Here is a 20,955-nt window from a genome sequence, read left to right on the forward strand (position 1 = left end):
CACACTTTCTAGGGGTTTTCCCGGGCTGCGAGATACATACTCGGTATGCAACGATGGCCCCATCGAAACGGGGCCAGGCGTCTATATAGACGCCTCTGAAGGAGGTTGCGTTGCGACTCCGAGGAAAGTTCTTAGCCATCGCGCTCGCCACCGGGCTCGTGCTCGGTGCGGCGCCGGCAGGGTGGGCGGCGCCGCGGGGCGCCGCGGACGCGGCCGGGGTGGCCGCGCGGTCGGGCAAGGGCGTCACCGTGACGCTGATTACCGGTGACCGGATCACGCTCGCGTCGGCCGTCGCCAACGGCGTCGCGGTCCAGCCCGGCAAGGGCCGTGCGAAGGTGCGGTTCACGGTGCACCGCGACCGCGACTCGCTCTACGTGATCCCGAGCGACGCCGCGTCGCTCATCCGCTCCGGCAAGCTTGACCGCCGCCTGTTCGACGTGCGCGGGCTGGTGCGCGCCGGCTACCACGACGCCGTGCGTGACACGCTGCCGCTCCTCGTGCGCTACGGCGCGGTGAGCGCGCGTTCCGCCGCCGGCACACTCTCCGCCGCCGGTGCCACGGTGACCCGCCATCTGTCGGTTGTGGACGGTGCGGCCGTGGCGGCCAAAAAGGACAGTGCGCCGAAGTTGTGGTCGACGTTGACCGCTGGCCGGGGCTTCGACAAGATCTGGCTCGACGGCAAGCGCGAGATCTCGCTCGACCAGAGCGTGGCGCAGATCGGCGCGCCGGCGGCGTGGGCGGCCGGCTACACGGGCGAGGGCGTGACCGTCGCGGTGCTGGACACCGGCGTCGACACCGCCCACCCCGACCTCGCCGGCAAGGTGAGCGACTCGCGAAACTTCAGCGAGGCGGCCGAAGCGGGCGACACCATCGGGCACGGCACCCACGTCGCCTCCACCATCGCCGGCAGCGGCGCGGCCTCCGGCGGCAAGTACAAGGGTGTGGCGCCGGACGTCGACCTGATCTCGGGCAAGGTCTGCGAGACCAACTTCTGTAGCGACTCGGCGATGCTGGCCGGCCTGGAGTGGGCCGCGGCCGAAAAGGGTGCGAAGATCGTCAACTTCAGCATCGGCGGTGGCGACACCCCGGAGATCGACCCGCTCGAGGAAGCGATCAACACGCTGACCGCACAGCACGGCACGCTCTTCGTGGTCGCGGCCGGCAACAGCGGCGACGGCGACGGCTCGATCGAGTCGCCCGGCAGCGCGGAGGCGGCGCTCACGGTCGGCGCGGTCGACAAGTCGGAGGAACTGGCCGACTTCTCCAGCCGTGGGCCGCGGCTCGGCGACGAGGGCATGAAGCCCGACATCACCGCACCGGGCGTCGGCATCGTGGCCGCACGGGCTGCCGGCACGCTGCTGGACGAGCCGGTCGACGAGCACTACACAAGGGCCTCGGGCACCTCGATGGCCACCCCGCACGTCGTCGGCGCGGCCGCGCTCTTGGCGCAGCAGCACCCGGACTGGAAGGCGGGCAGCCTCAAGGCCACGCTCACGGCGTCGGCGAAGCCCAACCCGTCGCTCACCGGGTACCAGCAGGGTGCCGGCCGCGTCGACGTGGGCCGGGCGATCACCCAGGCGGTGACCACCGACCCGGTCAGCGTCTCCTATGGACGGCCGATCTGGCCGCACCACGACGACGAGCCGGTCGCCAAGACCGTCACCTACCGCAACGGCGGCACCGCCGACGTGACGCTCGACCTCGCCGTCACCGCCGTCGGTCCCGAGGGCGAGCCGGCTCCGGCCGGTCTGTTCACGGCGAGCGCCACCACGCTGACCGTGCCGGCCGGCGGGCAGGCACAGGTGACCGTCACCGCCGACACGCGGGTGCAGGGGCCGGACGGGCTCTACTCCGGACAGCTCGTCGCCACCGGCGGCAGCACCGTCGTGCGCACGTCGCTGGGCGTGCACAAGGAGGTGGAGAGCTACAACGTGACCGCGACGCTCATCGACCACGACGGCAAGCCGACCGGCTTCGGCTCGGCCACGCTGCTCGGGCTCGACGAGTTCAGCTGGCTCGACCTGGGCGACGAAGACGGCACGGCGACCGCCCGCGTGCCGAAGGGGCGCTACAACCTGTCGGCCACGATCTTCACCTCACGGGGTGAGGACGTGGAGGCGGCCTCGTCCGTGCAGGTGCAGCCGGTGTTCGAGGTGACGCGCGACGTCTCGGTCACCTTCGACGCGCGCAAGGGCAAGCCGGTCCGTACGACGGTGCCCGAGCGTACGGCGGTGCCCGCGCTGGTCGACGTCTCGTTCACCCAGGACCAGGGCGAGTTCGGCTACGGCGTCACGCTGTGGGCCAGCTCGTTCAAGGAGCTCAACACGCTCCACATCGGATCGCCGGGGCAGGGTTTCTTTGCGTCGATCGCGAGCCAGTGGGCGAAGGGCGAACCGGAGACCGGCTTCGCCGACTCCCCGTTCTTCTACGGCGTCGCGGAGGGCTTCGCCGGGCGCATGCCCAGCGGATACGTCAAGCACGTGCGCAAGGGCGACCTGGCGACCGTGCGGCAGGAGTTCGGCGGCGCCGCCGAGGGCCTGTCCGGTGAGCGGCTGATCTTCCCGGTGCTGGAGCCGGACAACGGCGCGTCGGCGATCGTCCTTCCCACCGACCTGCCGAGCCGCCGCACGGAGTACTTCTACACCAAGGGCGTCCGGTGGGCGCCGGAGCTCGACGTCAGCAAGCCGAGCGAAGACCCCGACGAGTTCCCGGAGATCCAGGAGGTCCTCTTCCAGGCCCCGGTCACGTACCGGCCGGGCCAGGTGTACCGGGACGTGTGGCACACCGGACCGTTCGGCCCGGCGCTGCCCGCGCCGCGGTGGCCGCACCAGTGGGCCAGCCGCACCGGCGACCTGATCGTCGTCGACCTGCCGCTCTACAGCGACCGGGCCGGCCACGCGGGATTCTCGCGCACCGACACCGCCCGCACCGCCCTGTACAGCGGCGGCGAGCTCGTCGGCGAGCTGGACTGCGCGGGCTGCGGTGAGTTCGAGGTGCCGCCGGCACGGGCCGGCTACCGCCTGGAGGTCGCCAGCACACGCGGCATCGGTGACCTGAACACCGAGACGCGCGGCGTGTGGACGTTCCGGTCGGCGCACGTGCCGGGCGAGGACGTCTTCGCCAAGCTGCCGCTGTCGGTGGTGCGGTTCGCGCCGCGGCTCGACGCCGACAACGCCGCGCCGGCGGGCCGGCCGTTCCAGATCCCGGTCACGGTGCAGCGCCAGCCCGGCGCCCCCGGTGGCGGGGTCAGGTCGCTGACCGTCGACGTGTCCTACGACGACGGCAAGACCTGGCACAAGGCGCAGCTGCGCCGCGAGGGCGGCGGATGGGTGGCCTCGGTGCGGCACCCGAGCGGCTCCGAGTTCGTCTCGCTGCGGGCCAGCTCGCGCGACGCGAGCGGCAACACCGTGACGCACACGGTCATCCACGCGTACCGGCTGAAGTGAGTTGAGCGCTTCCCTCGGGCCTCCGGGCCCGAGGGAAGCGTCCCGCGGGCCAATCCAGAGACCGTCAGCGGCGTGGCTTCGTGGCATTTTCATTGAGCTACCGCGACGTCCGCTGTGGTCCAGGCCGTTGCTCCCGCGGCCTCACCCGTCCGCCGTAGGTCGCGCCGACCCCTTTTTTGCGGTCGCGCTGTCCGTCTGCGCGTCCAGGTCGCCCGCCGTCCCCTGGGCCGGTGGCCCGGGGGGTAGGTCCGGTGGCCCGGGGGTAGGTGAGGTGCTCGTGGAGCCCTTTTGCTCTGCTCCCTTATAGGAGGCGGTCGGCGGGGCCATGGCTTTGGGCGGGTGCCCACTATGGGGAAGCAGAGCAAAGGGCTCCACGAGCACACCGTCCGGCCGGGCTCTGCGCGGCCGGGCGCGGCCGGGCGGGGTGAGCGTGACCAGCGGCGGACGGGCGAGGCCGCGGGAGCAGCCTCACCCGTCACGCACACCCCGGGTGGTGCCGTGCACGTCTCGTTTGTCCACAATGCCCCTTACCAAAGCGACGGCAACGGACCGGACAGCCACGCCGTCACCACGAGTAACCGCCGCAGCTGGTGTGGCCGCCGACGCTGGTAACGCTACGTCAGGATGCCGGCGGTAGGGGCCTGCGGCTGCCGCGAACGGATCTGGGGCTTGTCGCGCGGACCCGGCAGCGGACGGCCGGGGGTTTCGGCTCGCCCGCGAGCCGCCGGCCGGGAGCGGTGCCCGCGGGAGCATACGGTCTGCCGCTGACGCGGACCTGGGAAAATTCTGCCTCGAATGTGGCCGCGATCGGTCGTGGACAGGCTCGCGAACCTGGCCGCGAAAGCTCTCTAGTCGTTGGCGTGCAGGGCCGCGTTGAGCTCGATGCCGGTGCCCTTGCGCGCCCGGGCCTCCAGGGCGCCGGTGACCGAGTTGCGCAGGAAGAGCAGGCCAGACTGGCCGGAGAGCGTGGCCGCCTTGACGATCTCGCCGGTGGGCAGGGTCACCTTCGAGCCGGCGGTCACGTAGCAGCCGGCCTCCACGACGCAGTCGTCGCCGAGCGAGATGCCGATGCCGGCGTTGGCGCCGATGAGGCAGCGCTCGCCGATGCGGATGCGCTCCTTGCCGCCGCCGGAGAGGGTGCCCATGATGGACGACCCGCCGCCCACGTCGCTGCCGTCGCCGACCACGACGCCGGCGCTGATCCGGCCCTCCACCATCGAGTTGCCGAGGGTGCCGGCGTTGAAGTTGACGAAGCCCTCGTGCATGACTGTCGTGCCGGCGGCGAGGTGGGCACCGAGGCGCACCCGGTCGGCGTCGGCGATCCGCACGCCGGAGGGTACGACGTAGTCGATCATGCGGGGAAACTTGTCGATGCCGTAGATCGTCAGGTGGCGGCCGGCCGAGCGCTCGATCAGGCGGAGCTCGTCGACCCAGTCCGGTGGGCAGGGGCCGGCGGAGGTCCAGGCCACGTTGGGCAGCACGCCGAAGATGCCGTCCAGGTTGATCTCGTTGGGCCGCACGTGGCGGTGGGAGAGCAGGTGCAGCCGGAGGTACGCGTCGGCGGTGTCCTTCGGCGGGTCTTCGAGCGAGCCGATCTCCGTGCGCACGATCGCGGTGCGCAGGAGCGGGAGCGACCGCTCGCCGACGACCGTGACCGGTGTCTCGTCGGCCGGCGCGATGCCGAGGCCGAGCTTGCCAGCGGGGTACCAAGCGTCGAGCACCTGGTCATCGGTCGTAACGGTGGCAAGTCCGAGGCCCCAGGCCGGCAAACTCTGCATGACGAAAAGGTACCGTGCCTGGCATGGCGAACCCGCTGACCCCCGACGTCATGGCCGACCCGGTCGCGCTCACCCGCGCGCTGGTCGACATCGAGTCCGTCTCCCTCCACGAGAAGGAGATCGCCGACTGCGTGGAGGAGGTGCTGCGGGCGGCACCCCACCTTTCGGTGCGGCGGTTCGGCAACACGGTGATGGCCCGGACCGACATCGGGCGGCCGCAGCGGGTGGTGCTCGCCGGCCACCTCGACACCGTCCCGATCAACGACAACTTCCCGGCGACCATCCAGGGCGACCTCATCTACGGCTGCGGCACCTCGGACATGAAGGCGGGCGTGGCGTTCGCGCTGCACCTGGCGGTGAGCGTGCCCGAGCCGAGGTTCGACGTGACGTACTTCTTCTACGAGGCCGAAGAGGTCGACTCCCAGTACAACGGGCTCTATCTCGTCGCCAACGCGCACCCGGAGTGGCTGTCGGCCGACTTCGCGCTGCTGCTCGAGCCGACCTACGGCGTGGTCGAGGCCGGCTGCCAGGGCACGATGCGGGCGATCGTCCGCACGAAGGGCCGCCGCGCGCACTCGGCCCGCTCCTGGCGGGGGATCAACGCGATCCACGCGGCCGGCGAGGTGCTGCGCCGCCTGGATGCCTACGAGCCGCGGACCGTGCCGATCGACGGCTGCACCTACCGGGAAGGGCTCAACGCCGTGCGCGTCCGCGGCGGCGTGGCCGGCAACGTCGTGCCCGACCTGTGCGAGGTCGAGGTCAACTACCGGTTCGCGCCGGACCGGAGCGAGGCCGAGGCGCACGCGCACGTGCGCGAGGTCTTCGACGGGTTCGAGGTCGAGGTGATCGATTCGGCGAGTGGCGCGCTGCCCGGGCTCTCCGCGCCCCCCGCGCGGGAGTTTCTGGCCAGCGTCGGCGAGGCGCCGGTGGCGAAGCTGGGCTGGACCGACGTGGCGCGGTTTGCCGCGCTGGGGATACCGGCGCTCAACTTCGGCCCCGGTGACCCCAACCTGGCGCACGCGCCTGACGAGCACGTCGAGATCGGCAAGATCCGCGACGGTGCCGCCACGCTGCACCGCTGGCTGAGCTAGGCGGCCTTGACCTGCGAGGTCTCGCTCTCGGACGCGCCCGTGGCGCGCTGGTTGGCCATCAGGCGGCGCTCCTCGACGACGTCTCGGATCCGTCGCTGCATCTGCCGGCGAAGCCGGATCAGCTCATTGCGGGTCATCACGGTGTTCCCTCCCCCGTTCCGTGGATACCCAGTATGTGTTAGTAAGACGCCCGCCGCGCGGGTTTGGTTGCATCAGTTAGTACGAGTCAGAGACCACTACGGTTGATTCCATGAACCACATAAACCGTGGCCGCATTCCTGGCCCGGAGCGTCACCGAGGAGCTGTGACTTTGCGTCGTGAGGCGATTCCGGGGAGTACTGCCGACGAGCGCCTTCTCGACTCGCGCCAGCGTGCCGAATGGAAAACGAAGGACGCGTGGCGGGCGCTACGGATCCTGTCCGAGTTCGTGGAGGGCTTCGACACGCTCGCCGACCTCCCACCCGCGGTGAGCGTCTTCGGCTCGGCGCGGAGCAAGCCGGACAGCCCGGAGTGCGAGCTGGCCCAACGGCTGGGTGCCGCCCTGGCCCGCGCCGGGTACGCGGTCATCACCGGCGGCGGGCCGGGCGTGATGGAGGCGACCAACCGGGGCGCCAACGAGGCGGGCGGGCTCTCCGTGGGTCTGGGCATCGAGCTTCCGTTCGAGCAGGGCATCAACGAGTGGGTCGACGTGGGCATCGACTTCCGCTACTTCTTCGCCCGCAAGACGATGTTCGTGAAGTACGCGCAGGCCTTCGTCGTGCTGCCAGGCGGCTTCGGCACGCTGGACGAGCTGTTCGAGGCGCTCACACTTGTGCAGACCGGGAAGGTCACCCGCTTTCCCGTGGTGCTGATGGGCTCGGCGTACTGGAGCGGACTGCTGGAGTGGCTGCGCGGCACGATGGCCGCGGAGAGCAAGATCAGCCCGGCCGACCTCGACCTGATGTGCGTGACCGACGACGTCGAAGAGGCCGTGCGGTACATCGTCGACGCCGACGCCGCGCTGGCCGCGGAGCAGGAGGCCCTCAAGGAAGCGGCGACCGCGCAGCAAGAGGCGGGGTCCTGACGTGGCGGCGATCTGCGTCTTCTGCGCCTCTTCCCGGCAACTTGAGCAGCGTTGGCTCGATCTCGCCGACAACACCGGCCGGGAGATCGCCCGGCGCGGCCACACGCTCGTCTCCGGCGGCGGCTGCGTCGGCATGATGGGTGCCGTGGCCGACGGGGCCCGGGCCGGCGGTGCGTACACCCTCGGAGTGATCCCGCAGGCGCTTGTCGACCGCGAGATCGCGGACACGGCCGCGGACGAGCTCCTGATCACCGAAGACATGCTCAGCCGCAAGGCGCTGATGATCGAAAAGTCGGACGCGTTTCTCACTCTCCCCGGTGGACTCGGCACGCTCGACGAGCTCTTCGAGGTCTGGACCACCGCGATGCTCGGCATCCACCGCAAGCCGGTCGCGATCGTCGACCAGGACGGCTTCTACACCGGGCTCGTGGCGTGGCTGCGCGGCCTGGCGCAGACCTCGTTCGCCCGCGAGGACGCGCTCGACCTGCTGATCGTCGCCGACTCCGTCCCCGCCGCCCTGGACGCTATCGAGGCCCGGCTGGAGTAGCGGGTTCAGGTTTCGTCCACGCGGCGTTGGATGCCGTCGAGGCGCGGCTGGAGTCGCGGGCTCAGGCCGGCTCGGGCAACGGGTCAGCCCGGGCCGAGGGCTCGGCGGTGCGCGGCTCGTACCGGTGCACCGCCTCGATGATCCGTTGCCGGCTGGCGGGGTCGGCCGGACTGCTCGTGACGGGCGCCGCGGCCGGCTCCACCTGCCGGCGCTGCCGGTGGATGGCGTCCCGGAGCATCTCGCCGGTGATCCGCGCCGCGCCGCGCCGGGCCGCACCGATCGCCGCGGAGATGACCGCGAGCTTGATGTCGCGCCCGCTGACCCCGTCGATCTCCGCCAGCCGATCGACCGAGACGTCGTCGGCGATGGGGAGGCCGGCCGGCATGTGCGAGCGCCAGATCGACGTGCGGGCGGCCTGATCGGGCAGGGCGAAGTCGACGTGCAGCAGGCGCGACTCCACGGCCACGTCGTAGCTGTGCGGCAGGTTGCTCGCGAAGATCACCAGACCGTCGAACGAGTCGAGCGCCATGAGCAGCTCCGTCCGCATGGAGTTGATCGCGCTCTCGGCCGCTTGGTCCGGATGCGCGAAGCGCCGGGAGAGCAGCGACTCGGCCTCGTCGATGAACAGGACGGCATCCTGCTCCCGCGCCGACTCGAAGAGCGTGACGAGGTTTTTGGGGCCCTGTCCGTGAAACTTGCTCTCCAGGTCGGACAGGCGGCACAGCATGATCTTCTTCTTCAGGTGGTGGGCGGCGGCGTGCGCGGCGAGCGTCTTGCCGGTGCCGGGCGGGCCGCGGAAGTTGACCGCGATCGACGGGTGCGGCTCGATCGCGCGCAGCCCCCAGTCGCCGAAGACGAGCGGCACGAGCTCTACGAAGGAGATGCAGTCGAGCAGGCGCTCCCGGGTCGCGTCGGGCAATGCCAGCAGGTCGAGGGTGTGCAGCGGCTCGATCGCGGTGAACGTGGGGCGGTCACTGTCTCGCCGCGGCGCCGCCGGCTCGACGGCGCCGCCGACGCCTCCAGCCGCGGGGATCGCCTGCGGGGCCGCCGAGCCGACGCGAAGGTGGAACGGGCCCATCCGGTACTTCCGCGAGAGGTCCTGGATGAATCCGAGGATGCGGGTGCGGAGCAGGACGACCTCCTCGTTCGGTACGCCGGGCATGCTGCTTTCGAAGTACACCGGCGGCAGTCCGTTCCTACGTGTAGACAACTATTTCGCCCCCACCTTGGGTCAGCCGACGGTCGAGATCGGCGTCCAGCTGATCCACCTCCCACACGTTGTGCGCGCGCAGTTGATTGGACTGGTCGAAGACGCCGGCCACCACCCGGTACTTACCTGAAGCGATCCGTTCCCGGACGATTCGAGCCGTCCCTCCGGAAACCTTGTTGGAGTTGATCCAGTTTTCGATCACCGCCCACGAGACAACCGCCGCGGTCACGAGAGCGGCGATGCCGAGCGCGATGAGGGTGAACGGGTCCACGATGCCGCCCTACCTTCGGAGCCGAATTTATTCAGCGGTAGATGACCAGACCTTCGCCCTGGTCGTGCTGGGTCACGATTGCCTCGTCCTCCGGCGGCGACGAGCTCGCCATCGCGCGGGCGTCCACGATCGTTTCGGTGTTCAGGTCGTAAAAGCCCTGGACGATTCGGGTATTGGTCGGTTTGTTGTCGAATACGCCGGGCACTTCCACGTACTGCTTACCTTTGATCCGCTCGGCGAGAGTGAAGGCGATGACGTTGGCGTTTTCCTCTTTGATCTTTCCGCGTGCGCGAAACCATTGGAAGATTCGCTTGACGCTGATTGCCACGATCGCGACGGCGAGTGCGCCGAAAAAGGCGATGGCGAGGGAGATGGTGATCGGATCCACGGTGCTTTCCTCTCGACTGACCTGGGGCCGGGTGTCACGTCCGCCGCTTGAACCACGAACGCAGCGCCTCCTGCGAAATCTCCTGGCTCCGGCGTGACCGCAGCCGGCCGACCACCCACAGGAGAGCGATGGCCAGGCCGAGCCCGGTCACGGTGCCGATCAGGATTTTCAAGGCTGTCATGTCGTCCTACCTGAAGATGACGAGGTCAACGTCCGCGAACTTTTCGGCGAGCTCGTTGTCGAGGCTCCGCGCGACCATCAGCCGGCCGTACGGGCGTCCTCGCGAGTCGAGATGCATCTGGTTTCGCGCATCGAGGAAGATCTGGAATACGAGCTGCCCGGCGGGGTGCGGCCGGCGCAGCAGGGCGCCGGCCTGGATCGCGGGGTCGCCCGGATGTTGGGTGGTGAAATAGGTGACGACATCGGCAAACGTAAGTAATGGCACGGTGGGGGGCTTGCGACTCGGACTCGGATCGGGCACGAGCTGTTCGAGCCAGGGCAAAATAGCGGAGAGGAGCCTGGCCTCGGCTTCTCCGTCGCTGTGTGGAGGTGCTTGAGAAGTTTGTGTCTTACTGGCTTCGCGGTCGGGGTCATCGACCATGAAATGGCCTCCGTGCTGAGCAGTCGAGGGGGATTCCGCCAAAGATCGAAGCCTCCCCACGCGACAGCGTCGAGGTTTACCGGCGATGATCGCAATCGTGAGTCGCATAGCCGACCCACGGCGCGACACGAAAGTGGTGGCGCAATTTTAAAAGCACCCGAATAGCGGAATCGCGCCAGTACTTTCGACTCTGGCGGTCCGGCAGCGGGAGGTGGGGCTGTGGCGAGTGGGGCGCTGTCGTACGGCCGTGGTTCGATGGGCGTCGTGCAGGCGTACCGGTTGGTCCGCCGGCCGGCGGAGGCCGTGCCGGCGCGGCTCGATGATCCGTTGCAGGGGCACGTCGTCGGGCACACCGACGGCCCGCTGCTGGTGGTCGGCGGGCCCGGCACGGGCAAGACCGGCACGCTCGTCGAGGCGGTCGCGGCGCGGGTCGACGAGGGCACCGACCCCGAGCGCATCCTGGTCCTGACGTTCGGCCGCCGCTCGGCCACCGCCCTGCGCGAGCGGATCGAGGCCCGGATCGCCGGCGGAGACGGACGGGTCGTCCACGAGCCACTCGTGCGCACCTTCCACGCGTACGCGTTCGGCCTGCTCCGCCGCGCCGCCGCCGACCGCGGCGAGCCGCCGCCCCGGCTGCTCACCGGTCCGGAGCAAGACCTCGTCATCCGCGAGCTGCTCGCCGAGGCGGAGGAAAAGTGGCCACCCGGGTTGCGGCCGGCGCTGCCCACGCGGGCGTTCGCCCAGCAGCTGCGCGACCTGCTCCAGCGCGCCGCCGAGCGCGGCGTCACCCCGGCCCACCTGGCCGAGCTGGGCGAGCGGCTCGCGCGCCCCGACTGGCCGGCCGCCGCGGAGTTCCTCCGCGAGTACGTGGCGGTGCTGGCCCTCCGCGACGCCACCACCCGCGGTTCGGTCGGCTACGACCCCGCCGAGCTGATCCGCGCCGCGGCCGGGATGTTCGCCGACGACCCCGAGCTGCTGGAGGCCGAGCGCTCGCGCTTGGCGTACGTGTACGTCGACGAGCTCGCCGACACCGACCCGGCCCAGGTCGACCTGCTGTCCCTTGTGGCCGGTGGGGGCAAGCCGCTGGTCGCCTTCGCCGACCCCGACTCGTCCACGTTCGCCTTCCGCGGCGCCGACCCGGCCGGCGTGACCACGTTCACCCACCGCTTTCGCACGTCGTCCGGTGCGGTGGCGCCGACCGTCACCCTGCACACCAACTACCGCACGGGCGGCGAGCTGCTCGCGACGACCGGGCGCCTCGCCCGCCGGCTCCGCGGGCCGGCGGGCCACCGGCGGCAGACCCCGGCCACCGACATCGCGGCCGCCGTCGAGGTGCGGACCTTCCGGTCGGGCACCAGCGAGTCCGGATACGTGGCACACGCGCTCCGCCAGGCCCACCTGCTCGACGGGGTGCCGTGGTCGCGGATGGCGGTGCTGGTCCGCTCCACCCACCTCCAGCTCGCGCCGCTCCAGCGGGCCCTCCACGCGGCCGGCGTGCCGACCGTGACCCAGGCCGAAGACCTGCCGCTACACCTTCAGCCGGCGGTGGCGCCGTTCCTGCTGCTCCTGCGGTGCGCGCTGGAGCCGGAGCGGCTCGACGAGGAGGCGGCCGTCGCGCTGCTGCACTCGCCCCTCGGCGGCATCGACCCGCTCGGCGAGCGGCGGCTGCGGCAAGGGCTGCGGGCGCTCGCGCTGGCCGCCGACGACCCGCGTCCGTCGGGCGAGCTGCTTGTCGACGCGCTGCGCGAGCCGGCCGAGCTGGCCGCCGTCGACCGGCGGTGGGCCAGGCCGGCCAAGGCCATCGCGGCCCTGCTGGCCACCGCCCGCGACGCGGCGGCCGCGCCGGCGGCGACGGTCGAAGACGTGCTGTGGGCGGTCTGGCGGGCCAGTGGCATGGCCGAGCGGTGGTATGGGTTGACCGCCCGCAGCGGCCCGGTCGGCGACCCGGGCGAGGAGCGCGGCCTCCAGTGGCGCGGCGTCGCGGCCGACCGCGACCTCGACGCGATCGTGGCGCTCTTCGACACCGCCGCGCGCTTCGTCGACCGGCTGCCCGGCGCGCGCACCGAGGTCTTCCTCGACCACGTCTTCGGCCAGCAGCTGCCGGCCGACACGATCGCGCCGAGCGCCGACCGCGGCCAGGCGGTGCGCCTGCTCACCGCGCACGCGGCCAAGGGTCTGGAGTGGGACGTCGTGGTCGTCGCCGGTGTGCAGGAGGGGATCTGGCCCGACCTGCGCCTGCGTGGCAGCCTCCTCGGCTCCGAGCGGCTCGTCGACGTGCTGGCCGGCCGGGCCGACGGCACGGGCGTCGCCGCCTCGCTGGTCGGGCAGACCTCGGCGCTGCTCGACGAGGAGCGGCGGCTGTTCTACGTGGCGGCCACCCGGGCGCGGCGGCGGCTGCTGGTGACGGCCGTGGCCTCGGCGGCGGTCGGTGGCAGCGACCACGAGGAGCAGCCCAGCCGGTTCCTGGCGGAGCTGCTTCCGGGAGACGAGTCCCATGTGGACGAAGGTGACGCCGGGCCGATCGAGCTGCCGGTCGGGCGGCTGCCCCGGGCACTCACCCTGCCGGCTTTGGTGGCCGAGTTGCGCACCGCCGTGAGCGACCCGTCCGCTTCGGCGGCGCGCAAGGCCGCGGCGGCGAAGGAGCTGGCTCGCCTGGCCCTCGCCGGGGTGCCGGGCGCCCACCCGCACGACTGGTGGGGCCTGCGCGAGCTCTCCGACGACCGCCCGCTCGTCGACGAGGGCGAGCCGGTAAAGGTCACACCGTCCACGATGGAGAGTGCGCTGCGGTGCAGCCTGCGGTGGCTGCTGGAGCGGCACGGCGGCGGTGGGCCCGCCAGCGCGGCGCAGGGCGTGGGCAACCTCGTGCACGCGGCGGCGATGCTCGCCGAAGACGCGGCGGTCGACCGGGAGCGGCTGGTCGAGTACATCACCGGACGCTTCGACGCGATCGAGCTGGCCGCCCGGTGGCTGGCCGGATCGGAGCGGGCGCGGGCCGAGTCGATGGTCGACAAGCTGCTGCGCTGGCTGGCCACCAATCCGCGGCGGCTGCTCGCGATCGAGCAGGAGTTCGCGGTGCGGCTCGCCGACCCGTTGCGCCCGATCGACCTGACCGGCCGGGTCGACCGGCTGGAGGTCGACGAGAGCGGGCGGCTCGTGGTCGTCGACCTCAAGACCGGCAAGACCGCGTCGGTGACCGAGGCCGAGCTGGCCGAGCACCCGCAGCTCGCGGCCTACCAGGCCGCCGTGGAGGCGGGCGCGTTCGAGGAGCACGGCGACGAGACCGGCGGCGCGGCGCTCGTGCAGCTCGGCACCACCACCAAGGAGGCCAAGGAGCAGGGACAGGCCGCGCTCGGCGAGGGCGAGGAGCCGGGCTGGGCGGGCGCCCTGGTGCGCCGCACCGCCGAGACGATGGCCGCCTCCACGTTCCACGCGGTGGCCAACTCGCGGTGCCGGGTCTGCCCGGTGCGCACCAGCTGCCCGATCTCCGGCAAGGGCCGGCAGGTGGTCGAGCCATGACCTCGCTCGAGCTGTTTCCCGTGACGACCCACGCGGCCGCGGGCCCCCGATACACCCCGCACGAGCTGGCCACGATGCTGCGCCTGCACCCGCCGACCCCGGAGCAGGCCGCGATCATCTCCGCGCCGGTCGAGCCGTTGCTTGTCGTGGCCGGCGCCGGCTCGGGCAAGACGGAGACGATGGCCGCGCGCGTGCTGTGGCTGGTGGCAAACGGATACGCGAGTCCGGAGCAGGTGCTCGGCCTCACGTTCACCCGCAAGGCGGCCGGCGAGCTGGCCCACCGCGTGCGCACCCGGCTCGGTCAGCTCGTGCGCCGGCTCGGCCGCGAAGAGCTGCTGGCCGGCGAGCCGACGGTGGCCACCTACCATTCGTACGCGGCACGTGTCGTCGTGGAGCACGGCCTCCGTGCCGGGTTCGAGCCGTCGGCGCGGCTGCTCACCGAGGCGTCCCGCTGGCAGATCGTCGACCTGTTGGTGCGCAACTACAACGGCGACATGTCCGACGTCCCCTTCGCACCGTCCACTGTGACCGACGCGGTGCTCCAGCTGGCGAGCGAGCTGGCCGAGCACCTCGTCTCCACCGACGAGCTGGCCGGGTGGACCGGGCGCTTCTTCGCCGAGGTGCACGAGCGGCCGGGCAAAGTGGCCGCCGCCGTGCGCGACGCGCTCGCCCGGCAGCAGGTGCGGCTCAAGCTGCTGCCGCTCGTCCGGGCGTACGAGCAGCGCAAGCACGACTTCGAGGCGATGGACTTCGGCGACCAGATGGCCCGCGCGGCGCTCGTCGCCCGCGACCACCCGGAGGTCGGCGTCATCGAGCGCGAGCGCTACAAGGTGGTGCTGCTCGACGAGTACCAGGACACCAGCCACGCGCAGGTGGTGTTGCTGCGATCTCTCTTCGGACAGGGGCACCCGGTGACCGCGGTCGGTGACCCGTGCCAGTCCATCTACGGGTGGCGTGGGGCCAGCGCGGGCACGCTGGAGCGGTTTTCCACCGAGTTCGGCGGGGCGGAGCGGTCGCTCACCACGAGCTGGCGCAATAGGCCCGAGGTGCTGGGCGTGGCCAACGCCCTCTCCGCGCCGCTGCGCGCGGCCGGCGCCCGCGTGGCGGAGCTGACCGCGGCCGCCCGGGTCGGCGCGCGGATCGGTGGCGCGGCCGTCCACTGTGCACTGCTGGAGTCGTTCGACGCCGAGGCCGAGTGGATCGCCGAGAGCATGGTCAAGGCGTGGCGGTCGGCCGCCGGCCTGCCCGACGCGCTGCCCGAGCAGATCCCGGTCGAGGAGCGGCCGACGAGCGCGGTGCTCGTGCGCCTGCGCAGCCAGATTCCCGCGATCGAGGCGGCGCTGCGGGCGCGCGGCGTGCCGGTCGAGGTGGTCGGCCTCGGCGGGCTGCTCGACACCGCCGAGGTGCGCGACGTGGTGTGCACGCTGCGGGTGCTCGCCGATCCCACCGACGGCGCATCGCTGCTGCGGCTGCTCACCGGAGCACGCTGGCGGATCGGGCCGCGCGACCTCGTCGCCCTCTATCGCCGCTCGCGCGCGATCGCGGCCGCCCGCCGGGGCCTGGCGCCGGTGCCCGAGGAGCCGGAGATCGTGCCCGACCGCCTCGACGAGTCGAGCCTCGTCGAGGCGCTGGCCGACCTCGGCCCGCCGCAGTCGTACTCCGCCGAGGGGTACGCCCGGCTCCGCGCGTACGGCCGGGAGGTGGCCCTGCTCCGCCACCGGCTCGACCAGCCGCTGCCCGACCTGATCGCCGACGTGGAGCGCACCACCGGCCTCGACGTCGAGGTGGCCGTGCGTGCGGGCGCCGACGCCGGCCTGGCCCGTGGCCACCTCGACGCGCTCGGTGACGTGGCGGCCCGGTTTGCCCGCGACACCGAGGGCGGCACGCTCGGCGGCTTCCTCGCGTTTCTCGCCGCGGCCGAAGACGAAGAGCGCGGGCTGTCGCCGGGCGAGGTCGACGTGGTCGAGGGCGCGGTGCAGATCCTCACCGCGCACGCGGCCAAGGGCCTGGAGTGGGATGTGGTGTCGGTCGCCGGCCTGACCAAGGGCGTGTGGCCGGGGCCGGTGCGCGCCTCCGACCACTACCTCAAAGGGCTCGGCGTGCTCCCGTTTCCGCTGCGCGGCGACGCCGGCGGCCTGCCCCGGCTGGCGCTGGAGGAGACCGACGACCAGCGTGCGGTGGCGGCGGCGGTCGAGGCCTTCAACGACGAGTGGGCGGCGCACGACGAGCGCGAGGAGCGGCGCCTGGCGTACGTGGCGGTCACCCGACCGCGGCGGCTGCTGCTCTGCTCGGGCTACTGGTGGGGCGAGGGCGTGAAGAAGCCGCGCGGCCCGTCGGTCTTCCTCACCGAGATCCGCGACCAGTGCCTGGTGGGCAGCGGGGCGGTGGTGGCGTGGGAGCCGGAGCCGGCGCCCGACGCGGCCAACCCGACGTCCGAGGTGGTGGCCGCGGCGGAGTGGCCCTCCGATCCGCTCGGCCCACGGCGTCCGGCGATGACCGAGGCGGCGGCGACGGTGCGGCAGCTGATGACGGCCATCGTCGAAGAGCGGGAGCCGGGAGGCCACGGGCGGCGGCCAGGAGGGCAGGCGGGCGCCGAGCCCGAGCCGGATCTCGACGCCCAGGCCGCGGGGTGGGCCCACGAGGTCGACATGCTCCTGGCCGAGCGCGACCGGCTGGCCCGGCGCGACGAGCCCACCGCGATCACGCTGCCGGGCCACCTTTCGGTCTCGCAGCTGGTGACCCTGCGCCGTGATCCGCAAGGGCTGGCCCGGCAGCTGCGCCGGCCGATGCCCTCGCGTCCCGACCCGTACTCCCGCCGGGGCACCGCCTTCCACCTGTGGCTGGAGCAACGCTTCGGCGCGACCCGCCTGCTCGACGTCGACGAGCTGCCCGGCGCCGCCGACGAGGACGCGGCGCCGGACGAGGCGCTGGCCGAGCTGCAAGAGCAGTTTTTAGCGAGCGAGTGGGCCGACCGGACACCGATCGAGGTCGAAGCCCCATTCGCTACCGTTATCGCCGGCGTGGTCGTGCGCGGGCGGATGGACGCGGTCTTCGCCGAGCCGGGCGGGCGTTACGACGTGGTCGACTGGAAGACCGGCCGCCAACCGTCCGGTGTGGAGGCTCAGGCGGCGGCTGTGCAGCTTGCCGCGTATCGCCTGGCGTGGGCCGAGCTTGCCGGGGTGCCGGTCGAGCATGTGCGGGCCGCCTTTCACTACGTGCGCGAGGGCGTGACGGTGCGCCCCGCGGATCTGCTTGACGCGTCCGGGCTGGCCGCGCTGCTCACCTCCGTGCCGATGGGGGAGGCGTCGTGAGAAAGATCGGTGTCGTGGAGCGGCGGGCGCGGCTGGCCTTACGGCATCACCTCGCGCCCGGCGCGGCGGCCGCCGACCCGGCCGAGGCGGCCCGCGGTGTCGTCGCGCTCCACTCGACCGACCCCGCGTCGGTGTTTCTCTCCCTGCACGCACGCACCGCCCCGGCGCTGGCGACATCCGACCCGAGCAGCGCGGCGAAGCGAGCGCCCACCGGCAGGACGCCGTCGAGCGTCGCCGACATCGAGCACGCGCTCTACGAGGAGCGCTCGCTCGTGCGGATGCTCGGCATGCGGCGCACGATGTTTGTCGTGCCGGTGGAGCTGGCGCCGATCATCCAGGCGTCGACCACCAACGCGGTCGCGGCGGCGCAACGCCGCAGGTACACACAGATCATCACGGACGCCGGCGTGGGCGACGGCGCCTGGCTCAAGGAGGTGGAGGAGGGCGCGGTGCGGGCGCTGGCGGCGCGCGGCGAGGCGACCGGCGCGGAGCTGTCGGCCGACGAGCCTCGCCTGCGCACCCAGGTGCTGATGGCGCGGGGCAAGGCCTACGAGGGCAAGGTCAACATCACGACCTGGGTGCTCTTTCTGCTCGCCGCCGAGGGCCGGATCGTGCGCGGCCGGCCGCGGGGCTCGTGGGTCAGCAGCCAGTATCGCTGGTCGCCGATCGAGGTGTGGCTGCCCGGCGGGATGGCCGAGGTGCCCGTCGAGGAGGCCCGCGCCGAGCTGGTGCGCCGGTGGCTCGCCGCCTACGGCCCGGGCACCGCCGCCGACATCAAGTGGTGGACCGGCTGGACCGCCGGCCAGGTCAAGCAGGCGCTCGCCGCCATCCAGCCGGCGGAGGTCGACCTTGGCGGCACCACCGGTCTGGTGCTGCCCGACGACGCCGAGCCGGCCGCGGCTGCCGAGCCCGCGGTGTCGCTCCTGCCCGCGCTCGACCCGACGCCGATGGGCTGGCAGGAGCGCTCGTGGTATCTCGGTGGGCACGGGCCCGCCCTCTTCGACAGGTCGGGCAACGTGGGCCCGACCGTGTGGTGGGACGGCCGCATCGTGGGCGGGTGGGCGCAACGGTCGAGCGGCGAGGTCGTCTTCCGCCTGCTCGAAGACGTCGGTCGCGATGTGACCGTCGCGGTGGAGGCGAGCGCGGGCCGCCTCACCGAGTGGATCGGAAGCGTGCGGGTCACGCCCCGCTTTCGCACCCCACTGGAGCGTGAGCTGGTCGCCTGAGGTCCGTCGGTTCCAGTCGTGGTCCCCGTCTTTCGTACGCATGTTCGAATCATAGGGCGACCCTCTGACATTTGATCTTGCGGCTTGGGTCCCTCAGTGCGCGGCTTGGATCAGGTTGAGCAGCGCCTCGCCGTACGCGTCCGCGGCCTCGGCGGCCGTGAACTCGTGTCCCGCTCCCAGGATCTCGACCGTCACCCGGTAGCCCCCGGCGTCGCGCTCCAGCCGCCGGAACGTGCCACCCAGCAGCTCCCGCAGCTGGTCCTCGCGGGGCAGCCAGATCGCCTCGTCCTTCTCCACGTCGTCGAGCGCCCACTCGGTCGTGCCGTTGAAGCCGATGATCTGACCCTCGGGCAGCTCGTGCACCTCGATGGTCATGTTGCTGAGCACGAACACGTCGTCATCCAGGTCGCGGTCCGGGATCGCGAACCGGTCTCCGGCCGCCGGCTTCCAGGCCAGGCCGGCATCTCGCAGCCGGATGGCGAGATCGAGCGAAATCACCGTTCAATCGTGCCACCGACCCAATCGCAAAGAGAATTTTGCAAAAAAGCCTTTGCGGTCGTACGGTAGGGACATGGCGAAGCCGTACCACGAGCCGAACGTCCACGACACCGAGACGCTGCGCGCCGTCGCGCACCCCATCCGCTCGCGGATCCTGGGGCTGTTGCGCTACGAGGGGCCGGCCACCGCTTCCCAGCTCGGCCGGCGGCTCGACGAGTCGAGTGGATCGACCAGTTATCACCTGCGCCAGCTCGCCCGGTTCGGCTTCGTCGAGGAGGACCCCGACCAGCCCAACCGGCGCGACAAGCGCTGGCGGGCCACCCACCTCGTCACGGCCTGGCGACGTGTCGAGGGCGCCGACGACCCGGAGTGGCGGCAGATGAGCGACGCGCTGGAGCGGCGCCAGCTGCTCAAGGCGGTCGACCAGTTTCAGCGGTGGGCGGCCAGCGACAAGCGTTTCGACCCGCAGTGGGAGTCGGGCGGCGGCGCGTTCGACTACCTGCTGCGGCTCACACCCTCGCAGCTCCGCGCCCTCGACGGCGAGCTCATGGCGATCTTCGACCGCTACCGCACCGCGCCGCCGCCGGCCGAGCCCGGCGAGACGGTCCGCCACGTGGCCGTCTACCAGCAGCTGCTGCCGTTCGACGAGGTGCCGCTGTGATCACCGCGGCCCAGGCACAGCGCCGTTACCTCCTACTGACCGGCCTGCGCTGGTCTGCCACCGGCCTGGTCATCCCGGTGAGCGTGCTGCTCTACGCCGCCCGCGGCCTCGACCTTCCCACCATCGGCCTCCTCATGGCGCTCTACTCCGGCCTTGTCGTCGTACTGGAGCTGCCCACCGGTGGCCTGGCCGACCAGCTCGGGCGGCGGCGCACGATGCTCGTCGCGTCGGTGTTCCTCGTCACGACCCCGCTCGTCGCCGCGTTCGCCCAGGTGTGGTGGCACTTCGCGCTGGCCGCGGTCAGCAACGCGGTCGGTCGTGCGCTGGGCTCCGGCCCGGTCGAAGCCTGGTACGTCGACACCGTCCGCGCCGCCGACCCCGCCGCGCCGCTGCGCCGCGGCATCTCGTGGGGGTGGGCGGTCGAGTGCGTGGGGCTGGGCGGCGCGGCGATCGTCGGCGGCATCCTCCCGCAGTTCTTCCGCGGCCTCCCCGACGACGGCCTGATCACCCCCATCTCGGTACCCGCGCTGGCTGCCGCCGGTGTCGCGGTGGTGAGCCTGGCCGCGCACGCGGCGCTGATGAAAGAGCCGCCCCGGCCCGCGGTGGTCAAGCTCCGCGCGGCCGTCCGGGCCGTGCCCAGCCAGATCTCCCATGGGGTACGGCTGGCGGCGGGCGACCCGGTCATCAGGCTGCTCGTGGTCCGGGTGGCGGCGTTCGGGCTCGCGATCAACACGCTGGAGACGCTCGCGCCGCTCCAGTTCGCCGAGCTGCTGGGCGGGGCCGAGCGGGGTGCGGCGGCCTACGGGCTGCTCGCCGCCGGCGCCTTCCTCGGCACCGCGGCCGGTGCCGCCTCGGCGCCCGCGCTGTGCCGCATCGGTGCCGCCGCGCCGCTCTCCGTCGCCGCCGTCTGCACTGGACTGTCTACTGTGGCGCTGGGTGCGATCGCCGTTTCGGCGGCGGGGCTCGGCGGCTTCGCGGTGGCGGCGGTGGCCTACCTCGGCGCGTACGTCCTCTCCGGACCCGCCGGCCCGCTCGCCACCGAGGCGCTGCACGAACGGGTGACCGAGCGGGAGCGGGCAACGCTGGTGTCGATCACCTCGCTCGCGCTCCAGCTGGGCGGCTTCGCCGGCTCGCTGGCGATCTCCCGGCTGGCCGCCTCGGCCGGATTCGTGTACGGCTGGCTGGCCGCCGCCCTCGCGCTCGCCGGTGCGGTGATCGTCACGGTGGGTGCCGAGCGGCTCAGCCGAGTCGATCGGCCGGCCCTGGCGACCGTGAGCACGCTCCGTTAAACCGGGAGTTCACTGATTTGCGTCCGATGGGCGACTGTATCGAGACCCCACTTGCCCGA

The 20,955-nt window shown here is 72.1% G+C and carries 17 protein-coding genes; 9 read left to right on the forward strand and 8 right to left on the reverse strand.

The window, feature by feature from the left end; translation table 11 throughout:
* Positions 1 to 110: 110 nt before the first annotated feature.
* A complete protein-coding gene (locus AC5L36_RS37950; protein WP_441223487.1) occupies positions 111 to 3,446 on the forward strand; it encodes a S8 family serine peptidase in 3,336 nt (1,111 codons plus the stop codon).
* 848 nt (positions 3,447 to 4,294) lie between these two features.
* Here the strand turns inward: AC5L36_RS37950 and dapD are convergent.
* Positions 4,295 to 5,224 carry a 2,3,4,5-tetrahydropyridine-2,6-dicarboxylate N-succinyltransferase gene (dapD, locus tag AC5L36_RS37955; RefSeq protein WP_441223488.1) on the reverse strand — a complete coding sequence of 310 codons (930 nt, stop codon included), beginning with the start codon at positions 5,222 to 5,224 and terminating at the stop codon, positions 4,295 to 4,297.
* Between the two features lie 23 nt (positions 5,225 to 5,247).
* On the opposite strand from dapD, the gene dapE reads away from it, so the two are divergent.
* Complete coding sequence (dapE, locus tag AC5L36_RS37960) at positions 5,248 to 6,315, forward strand: succinyl-diaminopimelate desuccinylase (protein WP_441223489.1); 1,068 nt, start codon at positions 5,248 to 5,250, stop codon at positions 6,313 to 6,315.
* Here dapE and AC5L36_RS37965 read toward each other — a convergent pair.
* Positions 6,312 to 6,452 (reverse strand): hypothetical protein, encoded by a 141-nt coding sequence (locus AC5L36_RS37965; protein WP_441223490.1) that lies wholly within the window; start codon positions 6,450 to 6,452, stop codon positions 6,312 to 6,314. The genes dapE and AC5L36_RS37965 overlap by 4 nt on opposite strands.
* A gap of 113 nt (positions 6,453 to 6,565) precedes the next feature.
* On the opposite strand from AC5L36_RS37965, the gene AC5L36_RS37970 reads away from it, so the two are divergent.
* Positions 6,566 to 7,378 carry an LOG family protein gene (locus AC5L36_RS37970; RefSeq protein WP_441223491.1) on the forward strand — a complete coding sequence of 271 codons (813 nt, stop codon included), beginning with the start codon at positions 6,566 to 6,568 and terminating at the stop codon, positions 7,376 to 7,378.
* 1 nt (position 7,379) lies between these two features.
* Positions 7,380 to 7,925 carry an LOG family protein gene (locus AC5L36_RS37975; RefSeq protein WP_441223492.1) on the forward strand — a complete coding sequence of 182 codons (546 nt, stop codon included), beginning with the start codon at positions 7,380 to 7,382 and terminating at the stop codon, positions 7,923 to 7,925.
* 61 nt (positions 7,926 to 7,986) lie between these two features.
* Here the strand turns inward: AC5L36_RS37975 and AC5L36_RS37980 are convergent, their stop codons facing one another.
* The 5 genes from AC5L36_RS37980 to AC5L36_RS38000 are packed head-to-tail and all read right to left on the reverse strand — an operon-like array spanning position 7,987 to position 10,395.
* Entirely contained in the window at positions 7,987 to 9,135 is a 1,149-nt protein-coding gene (locus AC5L36_RS37980; RefSeq protein ID WP_441223493.1) for an ATP-binding protein, read from the reverse strand.
* Positions 9,122 to 9,406 carry a hypothetical protein gene (locus AC5L36_RS37985; protein WP_441223494.1) on the reverse strand — a complete coding sequence of 95 codons (285 nt, stop codon included), beginning with the start codon at positions 9,404 to 9,406 and terminating at the stop codon, positions 9,122 to 9,124. Before AC5L36_RS37985 ends, AC5L36_RS37980 begins: the two co-directional genes overlap by 14 nt.
* Positions 9,407 to 9,437: 31 nt before the next feature.
* Positions 9,438 to 9,794 (reverse strand): hypothetical protein, encoded by a 357-nt coding sequence (locus tag AC5L36_RS37990; protein ID WP_441223495.1) that lies wholly within the window; start codon positions 9,792 to 9,794, stop codon positions 9,438 to 9,440.
* 34 nt (positions 9,795 to 9,828) lie between these two features.
* Positions 9,829 to 9,975 (reverse strand): hypothetical protein, encoded by a 147-nt coding sequence (locus AC5L36_RS37995; protein ID WP_441223496.1) that lies wholly within the window; start codon positions 9,973 to 9,975, stop codon positions 9,829 to 9,831.
* A 6-nt stretch (positions 9,976 to 9,981) separates the two neighbouring features.
* A complete protein-coding gene (locus tag AC5L36_RS38000) occupies positions 9,982 to 10,395 on the reverse strand; it encodes a hypothetical protein (protein WP_441223497.1) in 414 nt (137 codons plus the stop codon).
* 264 nt (positions 10,396 to 10,659) lie between these two features.
* On the opposite strand from AC5L36_RS38000, the gene AC5L36_RS38005 reads away from it, so the two are divergent.
* From AC5L36_RS38005 to AC5L36_RS38015, 3 genes are read left to right on the forward strand one after another with little or no spacing between them, the layout of a single operon-like run.
* Positions 10,660 to 13,911 carry an ATP-dependent helicase gene (locus tag AC5L36_RS38005; RefSeq protein WP_441223609.1) on the forward strand — a complete coding sequence of 1,084 codons (3,252 nt, stop codon included), beginning with the start codon at positions 10,660 to 10,662 and terminating at the stop codon, positions 13,909 to 13,911.
* Positions 13,908 to 17,222, forward strand: coding sequence for an ATP-dependent helicase (locus AC5L36_RS38010; RefSeq protein ID WP_441223498.1), 3,315 nt, complete (start codon positions 13,908 to 13,910; stop codon positions 17,220 to 17,222). Before AC5L36_RS38005 ends, AC5L36_RS38010 begins: the two co-directional genes overlap by 4 nt.
* Positions 17,219 to 18,448, forward strand: a complete 1,230-nt coding sequence (locus AC5L36_RS38015; protein WP_441223499.1) for a winged helix DNA-binding domain-containing protein — start codon at positions 17,219 to 17,221, stop codon at positions 18,446 to 18,448. Before AC5L36_RS38010 ends, AC5L36_RS38015 begins: the two co-directional genes overlap by 4 nt.
* A gap of 93 nt (positions 18,449 to 18,541) precedes the next feature.
* Here AC5L36_RS38015 and AC5L36_RS38020 read toward each other — a convergent pair whose 3' ends face one another.
* Positions 18,542 to 18,946: a pilus assembly protein CpaE gene (locus AC5L36_RS38020; RefSeq protein ID WP_441223500.1), complete on the reverse strand. Its 405-nt coding sequence runs from the start codon at positions 18,944 to 18,946 to the stop codon at positions 18,542 to 18,544.
* 73 nt (positions 18,947 to 19,019) lie between these two features.
* Here AC5L36_RS38020 and AC5L36_RS38025 point away from each other — a divergent pair, with 73 nt between their 5' ends.
* Together AC5L36_RS38025 and AC5L36_RS38030 are read left to right on the forward strand one after the other, a co-directional pair.
* A complete protein-coding gene (locus AC5L36_RS38025) occupies positions 19,020 to 19,607 on the forward strand; it encodes an ArsR/SmtB family transcription factor (protein WP_441223501.1) in 588 nt (195 codons plus the stop codon).
* Complete coding sequence (locus tag AC5L36_RS38030) at positions 19,604 to 20,896, forward strand: MFS transporter (protein ID WP_441223502.1); 1,293 nt, start codon at positions 19,604 to 19,606, stop codon at positions 20,894 to 20,896. Before AC5L36_RS38025 ends, AC5L36_RS38030 begins: the two co-directional genes overlap by 4 nt.
* Positions 20,897 to 20,955 lie beyond the last annotated feature (59 nt).

This window comes from Phytohabitans sp. LZ39 (assembly GCF_059359075.1).

Coding starts and splice junctions, on each gene's coding strand:
- AC5L36_RS38025 (WP_441223501.1), top strand. CDS start 19,020: ATGGCGAAGCCGTACCACGAGCCGAACGTCCACGACACCGAGACGCTG.
- AC5L36_RS37965 (WP_441223490.1), bottom strand. CDS start 6,452: ATGACCCGCAATGAGCTGATCCGGCTTCGCCGGCAGATGCAGCGACGG.
- AC5L36_RS38010 (WP_441223498.1), top strand. CDS start 13,908: ATGACCTCGCTCGAGCTGTTTCCCGTGACGACCCACGCGGCCGCGGGC.
- dapE (WP_441223489.1), top strand. CDS start 5,248: ATGGCGAACCCGCTGACCCCCGACGTCATGGCCGACCCGGTCGCGCTC.
- AC5L36_RS37970 (WP_441223491.1), top strand. CDS start 6,566: ATGAACCACATAAACCGTGGCCGCATTCCTGGCCCGGAGCGTCACCGA.
- AC5L36_RS38000 (WP_441223497.1), bottom strand. CDS start 10,395: ATGGTCGATGACCCCGACCGCGAAGCCAGTAAGACACAAACTTCTCAA.
- AC5L36_RS37995 (WP_441223496.1), bottom strand. CDS start 9,975: ATGACAGCCTTGAAAATCCTGATCGGCACCGTGACCGGGCTCGGCCTG.
- dapD (WP_441223488.1), bottom strand. CDS start 5,224: ATGCAGAGTTTGCCGGCCTGGGGCCTCGGACTTGCCACCGTTACGACC.